The sequence below is a fragment of the Streptomyces sp. NPDC045287 genome (assembly GCF_056432325.1).
Genome location: NZ_JBWKJG010000011.1, coordinates 38,958 through 61,203, shown reverse-complemented (window position 1 = coordinate 61,203; position 22,246 = coordinate 38,958). Strand labels below are relative to the sequence as shown.

20 protein-coding genes are annotated in these 22,246 nt (G+C 73.1%); 8 read left to right on the top strand and 12 right to left on the bottom strand.

Annotated elements, in window-relative coordinates; genetic code table 11:
- Window positions 1-3 precede the first annotated feature (3 nt).
- A complete protein-coding gene (locus AC07D6_RS19285) occupies window positions 4-543 on the bottom strand; it encodes a WcaF family extracellular polysaccharide biosynthesis acetyltransferase (protein ID WP_315879812.1) in 540 nt (179 codons plus the stop codon).
- Between the two features lie 155 nt (window positions 544-698).
- Here AC07D6_RS19285 and AC07D6_RS19280 point away from each other — a divergent pair, with 155 nt between their 5' ends.
- Window positions 699-2,231, top strand: a complete 1,533-nt coding sequence (locus tag AC07D6_RS19280; protein WP_479046191.1) for a hypothetical protein — start codon at window positions 699-701, stop codon at window positions 2,229-2,231.
- A gap of 12 nt (window positions 2,232-2,243) precedes the next feature.
- Here AC07D6_RS19280 and AC07D6_RS19275 read toward each other — a convergent pair whose 3' ends face one another.
- Genes AC07D6_RS19275 through AC07D6_RS19265 form a run of 3 tightly spaced genes read right to left on the bottom strand, consistent with a single transcriptional unit; the run spans window position 2,244 to window position 6,555 of the window.
- The gene (locus tag AC07D6_RS19275) at window positions 2,244-3,470 is read right to left on the bottom strand and encodes an MATE family efflux transporter (RefSeq protein ID WP_479046189.1); all 1,227 of its coding nucleotides are present in this window, start codon (window positions 3,468-3,470) and stop codon (window positions 2,244-2,246) included.
- A 26-nt stretch (window positions 3,471-3,496) separates the two neighbouring features.
- Window positions 3,497-5,230, bottom strand: coding sequence for a lipopolysaccharide biosynthesis protein (locus AC07D6_RS19270; protein ID WP_315879814.1), 1,734 nt, complete (start codon window positions 5,228-5,230; stop codon window positions 3,497-3,499).
- Window positions 5,227-6,555: a glycosyltransferase gene (locus AC07D6_RS19265; RefSeq protein WP_479045861.1), complete on the bottom strand. Its 1,329-nt coding sequence runs from the start codon at window positions 6,553-6,555 to the stop codon at window positions 5,227-5,229. The genes AC07D6_RS19270 and AC07D6_RS19265 overlap by 4 nt, the downstream gene beginning before the upstream one ends.
- Before the next feature lie 139 nt (window positions 6,556-6,694).
- Between AC07D6_RS19265 and AC07D6_RS19260 the strand changes: the two genes are divergently transcribed.
- Window positions 6,695-7,204, top strand: a complete 510-nt coding sequence (locus AC07D6_RS19260; RefSeq protein ID WP_479045858.1) for an FAD synthase family protein — start codon at window positions 6,695-6,697, stop codon at window positions 7,202-7,204.
- On the opposite strand, the gene AC07D6_RS19255 is transcribed toward AC07D6_RS19260, so the two are convergent.
- From AC07D6_RS19255 to AC07D6_RS19245, 3 genes are all read right to left on the bottom strand, one after another.
- Window positions 7,158-7,946, bottom strand: coding sequence for a CDP-alcohol phosphatidyltransferase family protein (locus tag AC07D6_RS19255; protein WP_479045856.1), 789 nt, complete (start codon window positions 7,944-7,946; stop codon window positions 7,158-7,160). The genes AC07D6_RS19260 and AC07D6_RS19255 overlap by 47 nt on opposite strands.
- Window positions 7,947-8,290: 344 nt before the next feature.
- Complete coding sequence (locus AC07D6_RS19250; RefSeq protein ID WP_479045853.1) at window positions 8,291-9,412, bottom strand: LCP family protein; 1,122 nt, start codon at window positions 9,410-9,412, stop codon at window positions 8,291-8,293.
- A 210-nt stretch (window positions 9,413-9,622) separates the two neighbouring features.
- A complete protein-coding gene (locus AC07D6_RS19245) occupies window positions 9,623-11,143 on the bottom strand; it encodes a peptide MFS transporter (protein WP_315879818.1) in 1,521 nt (506 codons plus the stop codon).
- A gap of 422 nt (window positions 11,144-11,565) precedes the next feature.
- Between AC07D6_RS19245 and AC07D6_RS19240 the strand changes: the two genes are divergently transcribed.
- Both AC07D6_RS19240 and AC07D6_RS19235 read left to right on the top strand, forming a co-directional pair.
- A complete protein-coding gene (locus AC07D6_RS19240) occupies window positions 11,566-12,243 on the top strand; it encodes a response regulator transcription factor (protein ID WP_315879819.1) in 678 nt (225 codons plus the stop codon).
- A gap of 12 nt (window positions 12,244-12,255) precedes the next feature.
- Window positions 12,256-13,545, top strand: a complete 1,290-nt coding sequence (locus tag AC07D6_RS19235; protein WP_315879820.1) for an ATP-binding protein — start codon at window positions 12,256-12,258, stop codon at window positions 13,543-13,545.
- Between the two features lie 127 nt (window positions 13,546-13,672).
- On the opposite strand, the gene AC07D6_RS19230 is transcribed toward AC07D6_RS19235, so the two are convergent.
- The gene (locus tag AC07D6_RS19230) at window positions 13,673-14,215 is read right to left on the bottom strand and encodes a GtrA family protein (RefSeq protein ID WP_479045849.1); all 543 of its coding nucleotides are present in this window, start codon (window positions 14,213-14,215) and stop codon (window positions 13,673-13,675) included.
- Window positions 14,216-14,368: 153 nt separating this feature from the next.
- On the opposite strand from AC07D6_RS19230, the gene AC07D6_RS19225 reads away from it, so the two are divergent.
- From AC07D6_RS19225 to AC07D6_RS19215, 3 genes are read left to right on the top strand one after another with little or no spacing between them, the layout of a single operon-like run.
- Complete coding sequence (locus tag AC07D6_RS19225) at window positions 14,369-15,514, top strand: 5-(carboxyamino)imidazole ribonucleotide synthase (protein WP_479045847.1); 1,146 nt, start codon at window positions 14,369-14,371, stop codon at window positions 15,512-15,514.
- A 28-nt stretch (window positions 15,515-15,542) separates the two neighbouring features.
- Window positions 15,543-16,040, top strand: a complete 498-nt coding sequence (gene purE, locus AC07D6_RS19220; protein ID WP_315879856.1) for a 5-(carboxyamino)imidazole ribonucleotide mutase — start codon at window positions 15,543-15,545, stop codon at window positions 16,038-16,040.
- Entirely contained in the window at window positions 16,037-17,251 is a 1,215-nt protein-coding gene (locus AC07D6_RS19215) for a dipeptidase (RefSeq protein ID WP_315879823.1), read from the top strand. Before purE ends, AC07D6_RS19215 begins: the two co-directional genes overlap by 4 nt.
- A gap of 169 nt (window positions 17,252-17,420) precedes the next feature.
- Here the strand turns inward: AC07D6_RS19215 and AC07D6_RS19210 are convergent, their stop codons facing one another.
- Window positions 17,421-18,764 (bottom strand): UDP-glucose dehydrogenase family protein, encoded by a 1,344-nt coding sequence (locus tag AC07D6_RS19210; protein ID WP_315879824.1) that lies wholly within the window; start codon window positions 18,762-18,764, stop codon window positions 17,421-17,423.
- Window positions 18,765-18,961: 197 nt separating this feature from the next.
- Here AC07D6_RS19210 and AC07D6_RS19205 point away from each other — a divergent pair, with 197 nt between their 5' ends.
- Window positions 18,962-20,119: an acyl-CoA dehydrogenase family protein gene (locus AC07D6_RS19205; protein WP_479045844.1), complete on the top strand. Its 1,158-nt coding sequence runs from the start codon at window positions 18,962-18,964 to the stop codon at window positions 20,117-20,119.
- 198 nt (window positions 20,120-20,317) lie between these two features.
- Here AC07D6_RS19205 and AC07D6_RS19200 read toward each other — a convergent pair whose 3' ends face one another.
- From AC07D6_RS19200 to AC07D6_RS19190, 3 genes are all read right to left on the bottom strand, one after another.
- Window positions 20,318-20,491 carry a hypothetical protein gene (locus AC07D6_RS19200; RefSeq protein ID WP_479045842.1) on the bottom strand — a complete coding sequence of 58 codons (174 nt, stop codon included), beginning with the start codon at window positions 20,489-20,491 and terminating at the stop codon, window positions 20,318-20,320.
- A gap of 87 nt (window positions 20,492-20,578) precedes the next feature.
- Entirely contained in the window at window positions 20,579-21,241 is a 663-nt protein-coding gene (locus AC07D6_RS19195; RefSeq protein WP_479045840.1) for a class I SAM-dependent methyltransferase, read from the bottom strand.
- 90 nt (window positions 21,242-21,331) lie between these two features.
- Window positions 21,332-21,814, bottom strand: a complete 483-nt coding sequence (locus AC07D6_RS19190; protein WP_479045838.1) for a hypothetical protein — start codon at window positions 21,812-21,814, stop codon at window positions 21,332-21,334.
- Window positions 21,815-22,246 lie beyond the last annotated feature (432 nt).

The window sequence follows — 22,246 nt, the reverse complement described above, 5'->3', positions numbered from 1 at the left end:
TGGTCACACGGGCTCCTCGACGGGGCGGCGCGTGCCGTCCGCGGTGTGCAGGGTCAGCTCCGGCAGGTCCCGGTGGAGCACGGCGCCGGCGCCGACGACGGCGTGGCGGCCCACGCGGGTGCCGGCCAGGACGGTGGCGCGGGCGGCGACCCAGGCGCCGTCCTCGACGGTGATGGGCGCGTTGCGGTACCGGAAGTCGGCGGCGCGGTGGTCGTGGCCGCCGGTGCACAGCAGCGCCTCCTGGGAGACGCACACGTGGGCGCCGAGCACGACCGGCTCCAGGTTGAGCAGCCAGGCGCCCTCACCGATCCAGGTGTGGTCGCCCACGGTCAGCTTCCAGGGCCACAGGACGCGCACCCGGTGGCGTATCAGCACGTTCTCGCCGATCGTCGCGCCGAACGCGCGCAGCAGGGCCACCCGCAGCCGGGCCGGGCACCACCAGGCCATGAAGACCAGGTTCAGCACCGCGAACCACAGGGCCTGGGTCAACCTGCCCCGGCCCTTGTCGTACCCGGCCAGTGTGAACGCGGACAGGTCGCGCATGGCGTCGGACTCCCCCCTGTGACCCCCTGCGGAATGACCATCAGATTAACGGTTGTACCGTCCCGCACGCAGGGCGTCCCCCGGGGTGCTCGTTAGACTGCGCGGGACACGGTGGCGGGGGGTACGGAGTGACGGTCGACACGACGCCCCGGGCCGTGCCCCGCGCCACGGCCCGGACCGTCCCGCTGCCGCCGCCGTTCCGGCCGCGGACGCTGCTCTCCAGGGCGCTCTCCGTGCCGCTCGTCCTCGGCCTGTCGTGCTTCCTGCCGCTGGTCGTGGTCTCCCAGTCGGGCGAGGGCCCCCGCGACGCCGCGTTCTGGCTCCAGGCCGTCCTCACTGTGTACTGCGGCGTGCGGCTGTCCGCGATGGTGCTCACCGTCCGCCGCAAGCTGCTCCAGGCGACGTTCTGGATGTTCTGCTACATGGCGATGGGCGTCGCCCCGCTCGCCCAGGCGGTCCTCGGCCGCGTCCCCACCCCGGTCGTCGGCCCCCGCGAGGACCTGGTCCAGGCCGTCTCGCTGGTCCTGCTGGGCTGCTTCGCCTTCGACGTGGGCGCCCTGCTCGCCCGGTACCGCACCCCCTGGCACCGCCGGGGCCGGGCCGGCCGGTCCGTCGACGGGCGGGTCGTCGACGGGCGGTCCGGGGAGCGGGGCGCCGCCCCCGACGACCGGCCGCTGCTGATCCACCGCCGGCGCCTGCTGCTGCTGGTGCTGGCCGCCTTCGCCTGCGGCGGCCTGCTCATCGTCAAGCTCGGCGGCCCCGCCGTCTTCTTCAGCAGCCGGCAGGAGATCATCGCCAGCATCGAGGACGCCGGCGTCTCCGGCGACGGCTCCCAGGCCGGCCAGGCGTTCCTGCGAGGCTTCGGCACCGTGCCGCCGCTCATCGCCCTCCTCGTGTACACGCGCTGGCTGGTCACGTCCCGGCGGGCCCGCCGCACCTGGTCCGTCGTCGCGGTGTTCGGCGCCCTCGTCGTCCTGAACGCCGTCGTGAACAACCCGGTCTCCAACCCCCGGTACTGGTTCCTCACGGTGCTGTTCGCGCTGCTGTTCACCGCGTTCCCGGCGAGCGCCGCCATGTACCGGGCCTCCCTGAGCCTCGGCGTGGTCGTCGCGCTGCTCGTCTTCCCGTTCGCCGACCGCTTCCGGTACGACGAGAACAACGCGCGGCAGATCGAGACGACGTCGTTCCTGGAGCCGCTGGCGCTCAAGGACTACGACCAGGTCGGCATGTTCGCCAACACGATCACCTACGTGGAGTCCGGGCAGGGCCACACGTACGGCCACCAGCTCGCCGGCTCGCTGCTGTTCGCCGTGCCCCGCTCCGTGTGGGCGGGCAAGCCGTCCGACACGGGGGTGATGGTCGGCGAGTGGATGGGCGCGGTCAACACCAACCTGTCCTCACCGGTGTGGGCGGAGCTGTGGATCGACTTCGGGCCCGTCGGCATGACGGCCGGCATGGCCGCCGTCGGATACGCCGCCGCCCGCGTCGACCGGCGCGTGGCGCGCCGCGCCGTACGGGGCTCGCCGACGGGCAGCCTGCTGCTGATCACGGCGCCGCTGGTGGCGGGGTACTCCTTCATCCTCGTGCGCGGCCCGCTCCTCCAGGCCACCGGCAAGGTCGCCATCGCCGCCCTGTGCCTCGCGCTCATCGCCACGCACCGCCGCGACCGGGGCGCCCGGCTCGGCTGACCCGCCGCCCCGTCAGGGCCCCGCGGCGACGGCGGCCCCCGGGGCGCCCGCCCGGCGGCGCACCCGCGCCACCCGCACCCACGCGGCCAGCGCCTTCGCCGCCGAACCGCCCGCCAGCCCCCACGCCGCGCCCACCGCGCCGCCCGCCGCGAACCCCGCGTACAGCAGCGCCACCGACAGCAGCGAGAACACGACCTGCACCGGCAGCGTCTCGCGCGGGCTCAGTACCCGCAGCGTGAGCAGCGCGCTCACCCCGAGACCCATCAGCGTGTACTGGGCCGTCGACGCGGGCAGCAGCGCCGCGACGGCCGGCCACGTCCCGCCCAGCACGCCGCGGCCCCAGTCGTCCGGCAGCAGCCACCACACCCCGCCCCACACGGCGCCCACCGCGGCCAGCGCGCACCCCAGCAGCAGCGTCACCCGCACCACGGAGCGCCCGCCGCCGAGGCGGTTCAGCAGCGGCGGCCCGAAGCCGTTCGCCGCGCCGAAGAACACGTTCAGCGGTCCGAACAGCGCCGAGGCGCCCCGCAGCGCGCCCACCGCGAGGGGGCTGCCCAGCAGGCCGAGGCAGACCACCGCGACCTGGCCGGAGCCGTTGCCCACGGCGAACTCGACGGCGAACCGCCGCCCCAGGTGCCCCCGCCGCAGGTACCGCCGCAACTCCGCACGGGCCCCCGCCAACGGCCGCCGCAGCAGCAGGGCCGCCGCCGCGAGCCCCGGCAGCGCGGCGAGCCCCCACGCCAGCACCAGCCGCCCCGGCGACGCCCCGGACGGCTGCGCCGCCAGCACCGCCACCGTCGACAGGAGCCGCAGCCCGTCCGCCGCCAGCGCGTGGTGCGGGCGCCCCAGCAGCGAGAAGCAGTACCGGGCCGCGTCCTGGAGCAGCACCACCGGCAGCACCGCGCCGAGCGCCACCAGGGCCCGCCCGCCCGGCGGCAGCGCCAGGCCCACCGCGACCAGCACCGCGCCCACCGCGGACGCGCCCGCCGCGGTGAAGCCGAGCGCCGAGCGGCAGGCCGCCGCCGCGGCGCCCGCGCCGCCGCGCACCAGCACCAGCTCCTGCCCGACGTACGCCATGAACAGGCCCAGCACCACGGTGAACACCAGGTACACCATGGAGAACTCGGCGAACCCCGCCGCCGTCGACAACCGCGCGGCCAGCACCAGCACCAGGATGTTCGTCAGCCCCGCCGCGCCCTGGTCGAGGACCGAGGCGACGGCGGCGGTACGGCTCCGCAGCGGCCCGCCACCGCCCCGCGCGCCGCTCACTGCCGGTCGGAGGGGGTGACGGCGCGCAGCGCCATCGTCGTGGACGCCTCGTCGTCGGGTACGCCCGCCCCCGCGCCCCGGCCGCCCGCGCGGCCCGTGTCCGACGGCGGCCGCGCGGCGCCGCGCGACTGCCCGCGCGACCCCTTGGCGCCCCGGGAGCCCTTCCGCCCCCGCCGCCCGTCCTTGCCGTGCTGCCCGCGGTGCATGACGGTGCCGAGCACCGTGCCGCCCGCGCCCGTGATCAGGTCCCGCAGCCGGGCCAGCTGCGACCGGTGCACCCCGCGCGGGTCGCACACGACGAGCACGCCGTCCACCCGGTCCACCAGCGCCAGCGCGTCGGCGTACGCGAACACCGGCGGCGTCAGCACGATCACCGTGACGTTCGGGTCGTCGGCCTCCTCCACCAGCCGCGACATCTCCGGCGACGTCAGCGCCCGCGCCACGTTGCGCACCCGGGCGCCCGGAACCAGCTCGAAGCCGCCCGACTCCCCGGCGTCCACGGCCAGCCGCCGCCCGTTCGGCCAGCCCTCGCCCTCGCCGTCCCGCGTCCACGACGGGCCGCCGATCTCCCGCGCCCGCAACTGGTTCTCCAGCGACGGCCGCCGCAGCTCCGCCTCCACGATCAGCACCCGCTTGCCGGTCTCCGCGAACGACGCCGCCAGGTTGACCGCCACGGCCGCCGCCGTACGGCTGGAGCCGCGCGGCGCCGCCACCAGCAGCCGCCGCCGGTCGGCGAACCGCTGGTCGTACGCGAGCCGGTAGGCGATGGACCGGTACTCCTCGGCGAGCGGCGACTCCTCGCGGTCCTCCGTCAGCAGCGGGTCCGTCTCACGGGTGCGCGGCAGCGAGCCGAGGACGGGCGCGCGCAGCGCCCGCGCCACGTCGCCCTCCGAGCGGGCCGCCGGGTCGAACACCAGCCGCACCCAGGCCATCAGCAGCCCGAGCGCGATGCCGATGGCCCCGCCGAGGCCCAGGGACAGCGCCCAGCCCGGCCCGTCCGACGAGGTGGGCGGCGTCGCCGTCCTGATCACCTTGCCGGGTGTCACGTCGAGCGCCTTCAGCTTGCTGATCCGGTTGCTCAGCTCGGTGATCCGGTTGAGCAGGTTGGCCTTGACCGAGAAGTCCGCCTCCGCCTCGGTGGGGGTCCTGCCGTCGAGTTCCCGCGCGAGCTCGTCGTGCTGCCTGGCGATCGGGTCGAGCTGCGCCTGGAGGCCCTTGATCATCGCGTCGCGGGTCTGCTCGGTCTGCTCCTTGCGGTCCGCCAGGTACGCCGCGACCAGCGCGTTCGCCCGGCGCGCCGACAACTTCGGGTCGGCGGTGGTGTAACTGAACCGCAGCACCTGCGACTTGGGCGGGTTGGTGACCTGGAGACCGGTCACCAGGCTCGCCGGGTCGCCGGGGAAGTCCAGGGCCTCGGCGGCGCGTTCGGCGGTGCGGCGGCTGGTGGCGGCCTGCCGCTCGGTGTTCATGTCGAGGGTCTTCTCGACGGCGATCGACGGGTTGAACGGGTCCTCGGTCGGCACCCGCAGCACCACGTCGCTCGTCGCCACGTACGTGTCCGAGGTGCTGTACCCGAGCCAGGCGCCGCCCAGCAGCCCGAGCAGCACCCCGCCGGCTATCAGCCGCGGGTACCGCAGGAGCTGCCGGAACTGGTCCCGCAGGAGGTCCGGTTCGTCGTCCACCAGGACCGGCGGCACCCCCGCCGCCGTCCCGCCCTGCGCCTGCGTCACCTGTCCGCTCCTTCCACCCCGGCACCCCGGGTGCTCCCGGTGCTCCCGGCACCTCCGGTGCTCCCCGCGCCCGTCGCCAGCACCTCGTCGAGCAGCGCGTCGTACCGGGCCAACCCCGCCGCCCGGCTCAGGTGCGCCTCGACGTGCCGGGGTCCCGCCGCGCCCAGCGCGTCCGCCGCCCGCGGGTCGGCCGCCAGCCTCCGTACGGCCCCCAGCAGCGCGGCCGGGTCCTCCGGCGGCACCAGCACGCCCGCGCCCGAGCGCCGCACCTCCTGCGCCGTGCCGCCGCCGTCGGCGACCGACGCCACGACCGGCCGCCCGGCGGCGAAGTACGAGGTCAGCTTGGACGGCACGCTCATGTCGAGCACCGAGGCCCGCTGCGTCACCGCCAGCACGTCCGCGGCGGCCAGCACCTCGGGGAAGTCGGCGTCGTCGACCGGCGGGAGGAACTCCAGGTTGGGCACGTCCGCGGCGAGCCGCTCCAGCGCCCCCCGCTGGTTGCCGTCGCCCATCAGCACGATGCGCACCCCCGGGTCGAGGCGGGCCGCACCGACCAGCACCTCCAGGCCCTGCTTGAGGCCCATGTTCCCGGAGTGCAGCACCACCGTGTCGGCCGGCGCCCACCCCAGGCGGCGCCGCGTCTCCTCGCGCGGTCGCGCCGGGGCCGCCACGTGCGACCAGTTCGGCACCGTGCGGACGCGCTCCGGCGGCACGCCCAGCGCGGTCACCCGCGCGGTGAACGTCTCGTGGATGACGCCGACGAGCGAGGCCCGGCGCAGTACGTACGCCTCGACGCGCGCCGCTGCCGCCGCCGCCCGGTCACCGCCCTCGATGCCGCTCTGCGCGGCGGCGGCGCCCATCAGGTCCTGCACCACGGGTATGTACGGCACCCGCCAGCGCGCCGCGAGGCGGGCGGCCACCACGCCCCCGGCGAGGCTCGGCACCTGGGCCACGACCGCGTCGGGCCGCGGCATCCGGGGCGGCGCGGCGAGCTGGTGCGCCAGCAGGGAGCCCTCGAACAGCGCGCGCCGCACCGCCGTCTGCCGGCGCGGCACCGTGTGGCGCCTGCGGTGCACGGTCACGCCCCCGCGCACCTCCGTGCGCCGCCAAGCACCCCGGTACGCCGGGTCGACCGACCAGGACGGGTAGTGCGGCATGCCCGCCAGGACGTGCGTCTCGTGTCCGCCCGCCGCCCAGTGCTCGGCCACCTGCGTCGCGTACGGGCCTATCCCCGTGTGCTCGGGCGCGTAGTTGGTGGACACCAGCAGCAGGCGCCGCCGTCCGCCGCCGTCCCGGCCGGTCGCGTCCACGTCCGCGTCCCGCATCCGAAGCCCCCCTTGTGACGAACGATCGCTCGCCGCACCCTAATCGTTCACCTGTCCTCCGCGAAGTGTGCACGGTACTGTCTGCCGGGACGAGCCCAGACACGGGGGGCGGACCGTTTCAGAGGGGGACAAGCGAGTCATGCCGGAGCGCAAACCATACCGGGTGGGGTACGCCCCGGGGGCTTACGACCTCTTCCACATAGGCCACCTGAACATCCTGCGGCACGCCCGGCAGCACTGCGACTACCTCGTCGCGGGCGTCGTCTCGGACGAGATGGCGGAACGGGCCAAGGGCCACCGCCCGGTCATCCCGCTCATCGAGCGGCTGGAGATCGTCCGCAACATCAAGTACGTGGACGCCGCGTTCGTCGAGACCGTCCCCGACAAGCTGGAGACCTGGCAGCAGGTCCGGTTCGACGTGCTGTTCAAGGGCGACGACTGGCGCGGCACCCCGCGCGGCCGGAAGCTGGAGCGGGACTTCGCGGCCGTGGGCGTCGACGTCGTCTACTTCCCGTACACGGTGCACACCTCCAGCACGCAACTGCGCCGCGCGCTGGACGCCCTGTCGCGGCAGCCGGCCGCCGCCCCGCCCGCCGAGCACGTCAGCGGGCCGGACCCGGCGCGGGAGCTGGCGCGGCCGGGCGGCTGAGCTCCCGGAACCACTTCGCCAGGAACAGCGGCAGGTACAGCACGGCCGCGGCGCCCAGCAGCCCGTACCCCCAACGGAACAGCGGGCCGCCGCCCAGCAGGAGGAACACCAGGCAGAAGACGCCGTGGTCGACGGGGAGCAGCGCCACCGCGCGCAGCGTCGACGGCGCGGGCGGCGCGCTCCCCGGCGCGGCCTTCCGCTTGAGCTGCTCGGTGAGCAGCCCGCCGAAGAACGTGACGATCGAGGCGAGCAGGAACACCAGCGGCACCAGCAGCCACCCGTCGGACCCGGTGCCGAAGTGGCCGGGGTGGCGGTAGAAGGCGATCAGCACGGCCGTGTGCAGCGCGGTCGTCTTGGCGCAGTCCACCACGTGGTCCAGCCACTCGCCCGCCGGGCTGCCACCTCCCCGCAACCGCGCGAGCTGGCCGTCCGCCGAGTCGAAGGCGAACCCCACGGCCAGCGCCAGCCACACGAGCACCCCGGCCCACCACGAGGGCGCGGCCAGCGCGAGCACCGCGATCCCGGTGAAGCTGAACGCCGCGCTGACCAGGGTGACCTGGTTGGGCGTGAGTCCGGCGGCGTACGAGCCGGCCGCGAGGACCCGGCCCACCGGCCGGTTCACGAACCGGGAGTACAGCGACACCCCCTTGGCCGTCTTCTGGGCCCCGCCCAGCCGCCGCAGGGCCTCGCCCCACGTCATCCGCGCCGCCTCCGCGGCCGCGCCGCTCGCCGTCCCGGCCATCGCCACCCCCTGCGTCGGATCTCCCCGTGAGAGCGTTCATGATGACAGGGCGCCCGACCCCGCGAGTACGGCACCGCCCGCCGCCCCGGCTCCCGCGGGTCGGACCGGCCGGGCCGGTCAGCGCGCCGACGCTCCCGCCCCCGGCGCCTCTGCCCGCCGCCCTCGGCACCCCCGCCCGGCGCCACCGGCCCCCGCCGGTCGGGCCGGTCTCACCGATCGGACCGGCCGGACCGGTCAGCGTGCCGACCTTCACGCCCGGTGCCCGACGCTCCTGCCCGGCGCTTCCGTCCGGCGCCCGGCGTCCCCGCCGCCCCGGGCCCCGCCGGTCGGCTCGGCCGGGTCGGTCAGCGTGCCGACGCCGGGGACTTCCGCGCCGAGTCCGGTACGGGCGCGTCCTCCCGGATCGCCTTCCACACCGCGCCCGCCTGCGGCTCGGCCGGCACGACCCGGTTCGGGTCGGCCCTGTCGTACGCGACGGGCAGCATGATCGTGTCCATCGTGGCCGGGTCGATCCCGCGCATGCCCCGGCCGAAGTCGACGAGCGCGGGGAGGGAGGCCAGCTCGGAGTCCGTGGTCAGCGACCCGGTCAGGGACCGCGCGATCCGGAACGACTTCGCCGGGTTGCCCAGCAGGTCCTGCCGCTGCACCTCGCGGAGGAGCGCCGTGAGGAACTGCTGCTGGAGGCCGATGCGCCCCAGGTCGCTGCCGTCCCGGTAGCCGTACCGGGTGCGGACGAACTTCAGCGAGTCGGTGCCGTTCAGCCGGTGCGTGCCGGGCTCCAGGGAGAAGCCGCCCTTCGTGTCCCGGATCGGCTCGCGGACCTCGACGGTCACCCCGCCCAGCTCGTCGACGAGGTCCTTGAACCCGGCGAAGTCGATCTCCAGGTAGTGGTCGATGCGGACCCCCGACATCTTCTCGACCGTCTTCACCACGCAGGGCGCGCCGCCCGTCGCGTAGACGGAGTTGAACATCACGCGGCCGGCCGGGCCGGTCCCGCCGCCGCCCGGCTTCCCGCAGGCCGGGCGGTCGACGAGGGTGTCGCGGGGGATGCTCACGGCGACGGCCTTCGTACGGTCCCCCGACACGTGCACCACGAGGGCGGTGTCGGAGCGGGCGCCGCCCACGGCGCCGCCGTCGAGCCGCGCGTTGTCCCCGGCCCGCGAGTCGGAGCCGAGGACGAGCAGGTTCGTCGCGCCGGCCGCGCCGGGCGCCCTGTGCGGCCGGTCGTCGCCGAGGGCCTCGCCGATGTCGACGCCCTTGATGTTCCCGTCGAGGCTGCTGTACGCCCACCAGCCGCCGGCTACGGTGGCGAGCAGCACGGCGGCGCACCCGATTCCGGCGCCCCGCCACACGCGCCGCCGGGTCCGTCCGCGTGCCCGCCCCGGCTTCCCGCCGTGCCGGCCCCGGCCCCGGCCCCGCCGGCCGCCCTCGCCGCCCGCCCCGGTGCTCTCCGCGCTCTCCGCCATGGTTCCCCTCCCCGCGAACCCCGGCCCCCGGCCGGTCGGTGAACTATAGGCGTCGCCCCCGTGGCGGGGGAGGGCCGGGGCGGACGGCCACAGCCCCCGGAAGGCGCCCGGAAACGGCGGGGGCCCGGAAACGGCGGGGGCCCGGAAACGGCGGAGGGCCCCGCCGCGGCCGGTGTCGGCGCGGCGGGGCCCCAGGGGCTCACCGGACGGTCAGTGCACGTTGCCCATGAGCGTCTGGACCTTCTTGCGGTACATGTAGACCGCCAGGCCCGCGACGACGGCGAGGGACGCCTCCATCGCGATGATCCAGGTGCCGTTGAGGTCCACGCCGGCGAGGGAGAGCAGACCGGTCGTGCAGTCACCGGCGGTGACCGCGAGGAACCAGACGCCCATCATCTGCGAGGCGTACTTCTGCGGCGCCATCTTCGTGGTGACCGACAGGCCGACCGGGGAGAGGCACAGCTCGGCGATGGTCTGGATCATGTAGATGGAGACCAGCCACATGGGGGAGACCTTGGTGCCGTCGCCCGCCATGCCCATGGGCACGACGAAGACGAAGAAGGAGGCACCGACCAGGACGAGGCCCATCGCGAACTTCACGATGGTGCTCGGCTCCTGGTTGCGGCGGGCGAGCCACAGCCACAGCCAGGCGAAGACCGGGGCCAGCGCCATGACGTACAGCGGGTTCAGCGACTGGTACCAGGTGGCGGAGAAGCCGATGCCGAAGACGGAGTCCGCGGTCTTGCTGTCCGCGAACAGCGACAGCGTCGAACCGCCCTGGTCGTAGATCATCCAGAAGACGGCGGCGGCCACGAAGAACCAGATGTAGCCGTTGACCTTCGACTGCTCGGTCGCCGACAGCTCCTTGTCGCGCTTGATGCGCGCCAGCACGGCCACCGGGATGATCAGGCCCGCGAGGGTGAGCGGCACCAGGGCCCAGTTCAGCGTGAAGACGCCGAGGGCGACGACCGCGCCGTAGAAGGCGGCGGTGACGAGGACGGCGACGGTGGCCTTGACCAGGACGCCGCGGCGCTCCTCGGCCGACAGCGGGTTCGGGACGACGCTGCTCTTGGCGCTCAGGTGGCGCGTGCCGAAGAGGAACTGGACGAGGCCCAGGCCCATGCCGAGCGCGGCGAGGGCGAAGCCGAGGTGCCAGTCGTACTCCTTGCCGACCGTTCCGATGACGAACGGGGCGACGAAGGCGCCGAGGTTGATGCCGATGTAGAACAGCGTGAAGCCGCCGTCGCGGCGCGGGTCCTCGGGACCCTCGTAGAGGTGGCCCACCATCGTGGAGATGTTGGCCTTCAGCAGGCCGGAGCCCACGGCGACGAGCGCGAGGCCGACGAAGAACATCGCCTGGCCGGGCAGGGCCAGCGAGAGGTGGCCCGCCATGATCACCGCGCCGGCGATGGTGACGGTCTTGCGGGCGCCCCAGACGCGGTCGCCGAACCAGCCGCCGGGCATGGCCATGAGGTAGACCATCGACACGTAGACGGAGTAGATCGCCGTCGCCGTGGCCGCGGTCATCGCCAGGCCGCCCCCCTGGCTGCCCGTGGCGGCGTCCGCGCCGCCCGACACCAGGTAGTACACGAGTAGGGCGCGCATGCCGTAGTAGCTGAAGCGCTCCCACATCTCGGTCATGAAGAGTGTGGCCAGGCCGCGGGGGTGGCCGAAGAAGGTCTTCTCGGTGACGGGGGTGTTCGCCGAGTCCTTCGTCAGGCTGGACGCCATGGTCGATCCTTGTTCGTTCGGGACGCGTGTCGCTTCTTGGGCGACCCGCGCCCGCTTCGGGCGGCCGGCACCGGTACGGCGGGGGCCGTACCGGGATCCACACCCCGCCGCGCGTTCGAATCGAACGTCGCGTCGCGGAGCCCGGCCCACAGGTCATTCTTTCGCCGAGCAGAAAAGAGACCTTTGGTGCGTCAATGACTGATGGCGCCAAAGGTCCCCGTTTACCACTTCGAGCGTCTCGCCACCATACGCCACGACAGCGTGGCATATGGAAGGACTTGAGAGATGGATCACAGGCTTCCCTGGAACCACGGGCGCACAATCAAAGGTCCCATCCAGGATGCCACCTCTGACGTCCAGGCGGGGATGATCTTGACTCGATCTCCCCGTGACCTGTGCGCCGCGCGGACTACCATCACTGCATGACGCGTGTACTGCTCGCCGAGGACGACGCATCCATCTCGGAACCGCTGGCCCGCGCCCTGCGGCGCGAGGGATACGAGGTCGAGGTGCGGCAGGACGGTCCCAGCGCGCTCGACACGGGGCTGCAGGGCTGCGTCGACCTCGTCGTCCTCGACCTGGGACTGCCCGGCATGGACGGCCTGGAGGTCGCCCGCCGGCTGCGCTCCGAGGGGCACACGGTGCCGATCCTCGTCCTGACCGCCCGCGCCGACGAGGTCGACACCGTCGTCGGGCTCGACGCCGGCGCCGACGACTACGTCACCAAGCCGTTCCGGCTCGCCGAGCTCCTCGCCCGCGTCCGGGCCCTGCTGCGGCGCGGCGCCGCCGAGCCCGCCCCGCAGCCGGCGACGCACGGCGTCCGCATCGACGTCGAGTCGCACCGCGCCTGGATGGGCGACGAGGAGCTCCAGCTCACCGCGAAGGAGTTCGACCTGCTGCGCGTCCTCGTCCGCGACGCCGGCCGGGTCGTCACCCGCGACCAGCTGATGCGCGAGGTGTGGGACACGACGTGGTGGTCGTCCACGAAGACCCTCGACATGCACATCTCCTGGCTCCGCAAGAAGCTCGGCGACGACGCGGCGAACCCGCGCTACATCGCCACCGTGCGCGGTGTCGGCTTCCGCTTCGAGAAGAGCTGAGGCGACCTCTCCGTGCGCCGCCGCCTGATCAGCTCCACGCTCGCCGTGGTGCTGGTCGTCATCTCCGTCTTCGGGGTCTCCCTCGTCATCGTCGAGACCCGGACGATCACCAGCAGCGCCCAGGAGAGCGTCGACTCCGAGGCGCTGCGGCTCGCCAGCATCGTCGACAGCCGTCTCGTCGGCGGCGAGCCCGTCGACCCGGACATCCTCTCCGACCACGGCGGCGCCCAGCGGTACGCCCGGATCGAGATCCCCGGCAGCCCCGCCATCGAGGTCGGCAGCCGCCCCCAGGGCAGCGTCATCCGCGGCACGGCCGTGGGGGAGCACGGCGAGGAGGTCACCGTCGAGGAGTCCCGCTCGTCGGTCACCCGCGAGGTCGGCCGTACGCTGCTGATCATCGGCGCGGTCGCGCTGCTCGCCGTCGTGGCGGCCGTCCTCCTCGCCGTGCGGCAGGCCAACCGGCTCGCCTCCCCGCTCACCGACCTCGCCGAGACCGCCGAGCGGCTGGGCTCGGGCGACCCCCGGCCGCGCCACCGGCGCTACGGGGTGCCCGAGCTGGACCGGGTCGCGGACGTGCTGGACGCGTCCGCCGAGCGGATCGCGCGGATGCTCACCGCCGAGCGGAGGCTCGCCGCGGACGCCTCCCACCAGTTGCGGACCCCGCTGACGGCGCTGTCGATGCGGCTGGAGGAGATCGCGGTCACCGACGACCTGGACACGGCCCGCGAGGAGGCGACGATCGCGCTCGCGCAGGTCGAACGGCTCACGGACGTCGTCCAGCGGCTGCTCACGAACTCCCGCGACCCCCGTACGGGCTCCGCGGTCGCCTTCGACCTCGACGAGGTCGTCAAGCAGCAGATCGAGGAGTGGCGGCCGGCCTACCGCAGCGCGGGCCGGGCGATCGTACGGTCCGGGAAGACCCGCATGCGGGCCGTCGGCACGCCCGGCGCGGTCGCCCAGGTGCTCGCCGCGCTGATCGAGAACTCCCTGATGCACGGCGGCGGCACGGTGGCCCTGCGCACCCGCGTCACCGGCAACCAGGCCGTCGTCGAGGTCACCGACGAGGGGCCGGGCGTCCCCGAGGACCTCGGCGCGCGGATCTTCGAGCGGACCATCAGCGGCCGCAACTCCACGGGCATCGGCCTGGCCGTGGCCCGCGACCTCGCGGAGGCGGACGGCGGCCGGCTGGAGCTCGTCCAGTTGAAGCCCGCCGTGTTCGCGCTCTTCCTCAGCCGTGAGACCGCCCGCAGGGACGGCGACCACCGCGACGACGACGCCCTGCCGCCCCGCCCGATCCGCTAGCCGCGGGGAGCCCGCCCGGCCTCGTCCGTCCCGCTGCCGGCCGCCCCGCTCGCCGCCCCGGTCTCGTCCGTCCCGCCTTGTCCGTCCAACCGCCGGCCGTCCCGCTCGCCGGCCGTCCCGCCCGCCGTCATCGGCGGCCCGCCGGAGCGGGGCTGTCCTGCGGCTTCCGCTGCCCCAGGATCGGCGCCGGCCCGGCCGGTTCCCCGGGCGGGCCGGCGCCGTCCTCCGTCCCGGCGTCCGGGAGCGCCCGGAACACCCACGTGCGGTAGGACCAGAACCGGAACAGCGTGCCGATGCCGATGCCGAAGAACTTGAAGAAGTTGTTCTGGAGCGGGCTGTCCCAGCCGAACCCGTACGTCGCCGCGTACAGGATTCCGTTCTCGATCACCATTCCGGCCACGCTGAACACGAAGAACAACATCGCCTCGCGCGTGCGCCGCGTCTTGTCCCGGTCCCGGTAGGTGAAATAGCGGAAACCGAGGTAGTTGCAGGCGATGGCGATGACCGTGGCCAGCAGGCTCGCCCGGACGACGGGCAGGTCCGTGGCCTGGCGCAGGAGATTGAAGGCCGCCATGTTCACCAGCAGGCCGATTCCGCCGACGAGACCGAATTTCGCTATCTCCCGGACGAGCTGTTCCAGCCGCACCCGCAGGGCGCTCTGTTCCGTCATAATGATCGTTTCAGTCCCGTCCGCCGGCCATGTGCGTCAACCCCGTCATGCTAACCATCACCCGGTCGGTACGCGCGGGTGAGCGAGCCCGCGGAAACCCGCGTCCGGCGGCCACCGTCACACCCCGCTACGAGCGGCGGATACCCTAGGAGGGTGACGTTCCCGGTAGTCGGTATGGTCGGCGGCGGACAGCTCGCCCGCATGACCCACGAGGCGGGCATCCCCCTCGGCATCAGATTCAGGCTTCTCAGTGACACTCCGCAGGACTCCGCGGCCCAGGTCGTGAGCGATGTCGTCATCGGCGACTACCGCGACCTGGACACGCTGCGTGACTTCGCGCGCGGCTGTGACGTGATCACCTTCGATCACGAGCACGTGCCGACCGAGCACCTCAGGGCGTTGGAGGCGGAGGGCATCCCCGTCCGCCCCGGGCCCGACGCGCTCGTGCACGCCCAGGACAAGGGCGTGATGCGCGCCAGGCTCGACGCGATCGGCGTGCCCTGCCCCCGCCACCGCATCGTGACGGACCCGGCCGACGCGGTGGCGTTCGCGACGGAGGTCGAGGGGGGCGGCTTCCCGATCGTCCTGAAGACGGTGCGCGGCGGCTACGACGGCAAGGGCGTGTGGATCGTCCGCTCCGAGGAGGACGCCCGCGCCCCGTTCCTCGCCGGCGTGCCCGTCCTCGCCGAGGAGAAGGTCGACTTCGTCCGGGAGCTCGCGGCGAACGTCGTCCGCTCCCCGCACGGCCAGGCCGTCGCCTACCCGGTCGTCGAGTCGCGGCAGGTCGACGGCGTGTGCGACACGGTCATCGCCCCGGCGCCCGGTCTGCCCGAGGACCGCGCCCTGGAGGCCCAGCGCCTCGCCCTGCGCGTCGCCGAGGAGCTCGGCGTCGTCGGTCACCTCGCGGTCGAGCTGTTCGAGACCCGCGACGGCCGCGTCCTCGTCAACGAACTGGCGATGCGCCCGCACAACTCCGGCCACTGGACCCAGGACGGCGCGGTCACCTCCCAGTTCGCCAACCACGTCCGGGCCGTCCTCGACCTCCCGCTCGGCGACCCGCGCCCGCGCGCCCGCTGGACGGTCATGGCGAACGTCCTCGGCGGCGACTACCCGGACATGTACCAGGGGTACCTGCACTGCATGGCCCGCGACCCGCAGCTCAAGATCCACATGTACGGCAAGGACGTGAAGCCCGGCCGCAAGGTGGGCCACGTCAACACCTACGGCGACGACCTGGACGACGTGCTGGAGCGCGCCCGCCACGCCGCCGACTATCTGCGAGGAACGATCGTTGAGTAATGCACTCGTGCCGCTCGTGGGCATCGTCATGGGCTCCGACTCCGACTGGCCCGTCATGGAGGCCGCCGCGCAGGCCCTCGACGAGTTCGAGATCCCGTACGAGGTGGACGTCGTCTCCGCGCACCGCATGCCGCGCGAGATGGTCGCGTACGGCGAGCAGGCCGCCGACCGCGGACTGAAGGCGATCATCGCCGGGGCCGGCGGCGCCGCGCACCTGCCCGGCATGCTCGCCTCCGTCACGCCGCTGCCGGTCATCGGCGTGCCGGTGCCGCTGAAGTACCTCGACGGCATGGACTCGCTGCTCTCCATCGTGCAGATGCCGGCCGGCGTCCCCGTCGCCACGGTCTCCGTGGCCGGCGCCCGCAACGCCGGGCTGCTCGCGGCGCGGATGCTCGCCGCGCACGACGCGGACCTGCTGGCGCGGATGAAGGAGTTCCAGCAGGAGCTGAACGACCAGGCCTCGGAGAAGGGCAGGCGCCTGCGGGCGAAGGTCGAGGGCTCCGCGTCCTTCGGCTTCGCGAAGTGACCGGCGGGGGCGGCCCGGCGGCCGGCGGGCGGGACCTCGGCGCGGCCCGCGGGCTGCTCGCCGAGTTCCCCGTCGCCGACGGCCACAACGACCTGCCGTGGGCGCTGCGCGAGCAGGCCGGGTACGACCTGGACCGCCTCGACGTGGCCGCCGACCAGACCGGCCGCCTCCACACCGACCTGCCGCGCCTGCGCGCGGGCGGCGTGGGCGCCCAGTTCTGGTCGGTGTACGTGCGCGCCGACATGGCCGGCGACGACGCGGTCAGCGCGACGCTGGAGCAGATCGACTGCGTCGACCGGCTGCTGGCCCGCCACCCCGCGGAGCTGGCCCCCGCGCTGACGGCCGACGACATGGAGGCCGCCCGGGCCCAGGGCCGCATCGCGTCGCTGAAGGGCGCCGAGGGCGGCCACTCCATCAACAACTCCCTCGCCACCCTCCGCGCCCTGTACGCGCTGGGCGTGCGCTACATGACGCTCACCCACAACGACAGCATCGCGTGGGCGGACTCGGCGACGGACGGGCCCCGCGCCGGCGGGCTGTCGCCGTTCGGCCGCGAGGTGGTCCGGGAGATGAACCGCCTGGGCATGCTGGTGGACCTCTCGCACGTGGCCGCGACGACGATGCGGGACGCGCTGGACACGAGCGAGGCGCCGGTGGTCTTCTCCCACTCGTCGTCCCGCGCCGTGTGCGACCACCCGCGCAACGTCCCCGACGACGTGCTGGAGCGGCTCCCCGCCAACGGGGGCGTCGCCATGGCCACGTTCGTACCGAAGTTCATCCTGCCCGCGGCGGCGGAGTGGACGGCGCGCGCGGACGAGAACCTGCGGGCGCACGGCCTCCACCCCCTGGACACGACCCCGGAGGCGATGCGCCTGCACGCCGCCTTCGAGGAGGCGAACCCGCGCCCGGTCGCCACGGTCGCGACGGTCGCCGACCACCTCGACCACATGCGGGAGGTCGCCGGCGTCGACCACGTCGGCATCGGCGGGGACTTCGACGGCACGGCCTTCACCCCGGAGGGCCTGGAGGACGTGGCCGGCTATCCGAACCTGGTCGCGGAGCTCCTCGCCCGCGGCTGGTCCCGTACGGACGTGTCCAAACTGACCTGGCGCAACGCGGTCCGCGTCCTGCGCGACGCGGAGGCCGTCGCCCGTGACGCGTCCGCGCGCCGGGGCCCGTCCACCGCCACGCTCGCCGCGCTGGACGGCTGAACCCCGCGCCGGCGCACCCGCGCCCCGGGCCCACCCGGTCTCCGCCCCGGCGGAGGGGGCGGGCACGGGCGCGCCGTACGGGGCCTGCGCGGGCGGCCCGCCCGGCTGCCGCGGGCTGAGGACCGGGGCCGAGGGTACGGGGCCCACGTACGCGGGCGGCCCGTCGCGGCTACGCGCGCGGGCGGCCCATCGCGCGGAACGTCCAGCCCGCCGCGCGCCACAGGGAGGCGTCCAGGGCGTTGCGGCCGTCCAGGATGATCCTGGCGTTCACGACCTCGCCGAGCTCCTTCGGGTCGACCTCGCGGAACTCCCGCCACTCGGTGAGGTGCAGCACCACGTCCGCGCCGCGCACGGCCTCCAGGACGCTGTCCGCGTAGCCGAGCGTCGGGAAGACGCGGCGGGCGTTGTCCATGCCCTTCGGGTCGTACACGGTGACCTGGCCGCCCTGCAGGTGGATCTGCCCGGCGACGTTCAGCGCCGGCGAGTCCCGCACGTCGTCGGAGTCGGGCTTGAACGCGGCGCCGAGCACCGCGACCCGCTTGCCGAGGAACGTCCCGTCGCCGAGCGCCTCGCGCGCCATGCCGACCATCTGGCTGCGGCGCCGCATGTTGATGGAGTCGATCTCGCGCAGGAACATCAGCGCCTGGTTCGCGCCCAGCTCGCCCGCGCGCGCCATGAACGCCCGGATGTCCTTGGGCAGGCAGCCGCCGCCGAAGCCGATGCCGGCGCGCAGGAACTTGGCGCCGATCCGCTCGTCGTGGCCGATGGCCTCCGCGAGCTTGGCGACGTCGCCGCCGGCCGCCTCGCAGACCTCCGCCATCGCGTTGATGAAGGAGATCTTCGTCGCGAGGAAGGAGTTCGCCGCGGTCTTCACCAGTTCGGCGGTCGGGAAGTCCGTCACGACGAACGGCGCGCCCTCGCCGACCGGCACCTCGTACACCTCGCGGAGGACCTTCTCCGCGCGCTCGCTCTCGACGCCGACGACGATCCGGTCCGGGTGCAGCGTGTCCTGCACGGCGAAGCCCTCGCGCAGGAACTCCGGGTTCCACGCCAGCTCCACGTCCGCGCCCGCCGGCGCCCGCTGCGCCAGCAGCAGCGACAGCCGCTCCGCGGTGCCGACCGGCACGGTCGACTTGCCGACGACCAGCGACGGCTTCTTCAGGTGCGGGGCGAGCGAGCCGAACGCGGCGTCGACGAAGCTCATGTCGCAGGCGTACTCGCCGTGCTTCTGCGGCGTGTTCACGCAGACGAAGTGGACGTCGCCGAAGTCGCCGACCTCCTCCCAGGAGGTGGTGAAGCGCAGCCGCCCCGTGGACCCCTCGATCCCGGCGACGTGCTTGCGCAGCAGCTCCTCCAGCCCCGGCTCGTACAGGGGGACGCGGCCCTGCGCCAGCATCTCGATCTTCTCGGGGACGATGTCGAGCCCGAGCACCTCGAAGCCGAGCTCCGCCATGGCCGCTGCGTGGGTGGCGCCGAGGTAACCGGTGCCGATCACGGTGATCTTCAGGGCCATGTGTGCTGCTCCAGTGCTGTACGTGCCGGGAATGCGTGCCCGAGCATAGTCGGGCGGGGCGCTGGGCAGGGATCCGGCGGCGCGTCGGCTGTCAGCAAGCTCACGTGATCCCCACATGTGCCGGACGGGCGGGCGCCCACTAAAATTCGGGTTACTTAACGGTAGTTAGCACTGCAGCCCAGGGGAGTGAGCCAGACATGGCGGGAACGCCTGACTTCGACCTGTACCGCCCGTCCGAGGAGCACGACATGCTCCGGGACACCGTCCGCTCGCTCGCCGAGGCCAAGATCGCGCCGTACGCCGCCGCCGTGGACGAGGAGGCCCGCTTCCCGCAGGAGGCGCTCGACGCGCTCGTCTCCTCCGACCTGCACGCGGTGCACGTGCCCGAGACGTACGGCGGCGCCGGCGCCGACGCCCTCGCGACCGTGATCGTCATCGAGGAGGTGGCCCGCGTCTGCGCGTCGTCCTCCCTGATCCCGGCCGTGAACAAGCTGGGCTCCCTGCCCGTGATCCTCTCCGGCTCCGAGGACCTGAAGAGGAAGTACCTGGGCCCGCTCGCCAAGGGCGACGCGATGTTCTCGTACTGCCTGTCCGAGCCGGACGCCGGCTCCGACGCGGCCGGCATGAAGACGAAGGCGGTCCGCGACGGTGACCACTACGTCCTCAACGGTGTGAAGCGCTGGATCACCAACGCGGGCGTCTCCGAGTACTACACGGTGATGGCCGTCACCGACCCGGAGAAGCGCTCCAAGGGCATCTCCGCCTTCGTCGTCGAGAAGTCCGACGAGGGCGTCTCCTTCGGCGCCCCGGAGAAGAAGCTCGGCATCAAGGGCTCCCCGACCCGCGAGGTGTACCTCGACAACGTCCGCATCCCCGCCGACCGCATGATCGGCGAGGAGGGGACGGGCTTCGCCACGGCGATGAAGACCCTGGACCACACCCGCATCACCATCGCCGCCCAGGCCATCGGCATCGCCCAGGGCGCCCTCGACTACGCCAAGGGCTACGTCAAGGAGCGCAAGCAGTTCGGCAAGGCCATCGCCGACTTCCAGGGCGTGCAGTTCATGCTCGCCGACATGGCGATGAAGCTGGAGGCGGCCCGCCAGCTCACGTACGCGGCGGCGGCCAAGTCCGAGCGCGTCGACGCCGACCTGACCTTCTTCGGCGCGGCCGCCAAGTGCTTCGCCTCCGACGCCGCCATGGAGATCACCACGGACGCCGTCCAGCTCCTCGGCGGCTACGGCTACACCCGCGACTACCCGGTCGAGCGCATGATGCGCGACGCCAAGATCACCCAGATCTACGAGGGCACGAACCAGGTCCAGCGCATCGTCATGGCCCGCAACCTGCCGTAGCAGGGTTTACGCAGGTCAGTGACCCTCTGGGGTGGCCCGGGAGCCGTGACCGGCCTCCGGTCCGCCCGGGCCCGTTCCGGGTGTCCCTGGGCGTCATGCTGGGGAAGCCCTGGGCGGGCCCTGGCTTCGAAACCCGTGCTGACCTGCATAAAGGAGAAGGCCCCCGGCTGATGCCGGGGGCCTTTCGCGTGGGCTGGGTCAGGCGACTTCGTCTCGCTCGACGGGGTCCTCCGCGCCCGGGGCCGGCATGGTCGCGATGGCTGCGCGACCCTGCTGCCCTGCCCCTTCGGAGACGTAGCGGTAGTGCCCGCGGAGCACGTCCGTGCCGCTGTGGCCCATCCAGTCGGCCACGTCGTTCTCAGGGACGCCCAACCCCTTCCTTTCACTGCTCTGACCGACGAAAACGATGCCCCGGCCCAGGAATGGGACGGGGCATCGTTGCTTTGCTTGGGTTGCCCTTCAGGACACCACCGCACGGGCGATCAGAGTGCCGATGTGGTCATGCTCCGGAGCTTTCAAGATCTGTACGTCCGCCCCCTTGAAACCGGCCTTGAGCAGGAGGCTTTCCCACTTCCGGGGCGTGTAGCTGTACCGGTACGCATACATCGCCTTGCCCGCGAACCCACCCTTGTACATGCCCTGTGGGCCGTACGCGCCCGGGATGGCTGGAGGCTGCGAGAATGCGAGCACACCACCGGGATTCAATCGCTGAGCAATCAAAGGAAGTAGCTTCGCCGGATCGGTGAACCACACCGCCCCGAAGATCGAATAGATTGCGTCGTACGTTTCTGTCTCGGCGCTCAGGTGCTCCAGCACTTCGGCGCAGACGAATCGCGCGCCCAACGGCCCCCATCGCTTGGTGATGTTCGCGACCATGACGGGTGAAAGATCCACGCCCGTTGCCTTGACGCCCTGCCGCACGAGATACGCGAGCGCCCGTCCCGTGCCGCATCCGAGTTCCAGTGCGGTTGCTGGATCGCCCAGCAGTTCGGGGCCGGGCCCGTGCCCGGCGTACTGCGTCCAGCAGAAAACGGGGTCGGAGTCGAACACCTTGCCCTTGGTGCTTCCCGCGAAGGCGTCCCAGAGTTCGCGTTCGCTGTCGATGTCGTGTCGTGCGGGCAACGGGGGGCTTCCTCTGTGTCGAAGTGGGCTGGCGGGCGCCCCGCCCCTCGTACGGTGCCGGGAGCGGGGCAGGGGCGTGCCAGTCCCGCGTCAGTGGCTGTCGGGGACCTTGTTGTCACACGGTGAGCAGTCGGACGCGTCCACCTCCCACAACTCGTCGTCCACGGCGAAGCCGTTCCGGCGCAGCAGTTCGGCCGTGCGCGTCACGGTGCCGTCCCGGCGACGCTCGATCAGCGGGGCGTGGTGCTTGTACCGCCCGCCGTTGTACTCCTCGCACAGGGCGAAGTACAACGGCGTGTCGAGGATGAGTTGATGGACACCGATGTCCACGGTGTACCCCACGCCCATGTCCACGCCGGGGTTCTCCATGGCGGTGATCAGGTAGGCGATGCCCTGGCCGAGGATGCGTTCGGCCAGGCTGCGAACGGCCACGCCATCCCGGAGCAGAAGCGTCACCTCGCGCTCCCACAGGTCGGTCATGCCCACGTCCGCGACCAGATGCGGGACACGCTCCTGCACCGCGTTGAGGATGATGCGCGGATCGCGGGTCCGCGTCTGGACTGCTGTGCGCATGCTGCGTCTCCTCCTGCTACTGCTGTGGAGTGGTGCACTGCACTTGCTGATCCGGCCGACCGACTCCGCTTCACGGGGCGCGACCGGCGGGACTTGGCCCGCTTCCCGCTGGGGAGTCTCACCAACCAGCGGGGAGGGGGAGCTTACGTGCGCGCCGGGACAGGCCGTAGGGCTTACAACCCGCCCTTGCTGCTGCGCCCGTTGTTCTCGGCGCCCCTGCTGCTCAGACGCTCGGCCAATGATGGGGCCGGTGGTTCGTGGTCGGGACGCCTGGGTTACCGCACTCACATTTCGGCCAGTGCGAGGCCGAACCAGGGGCGCGGTCGACACCTTCCGGACCAGGGTTGCTCTTTGACACCCCGAGCATGCCGCCTTCGCCGGATGCTCCGGAGAGCCGGGAAAGGAACTGGCGGGCCTCGTTGCTGTCTGGGT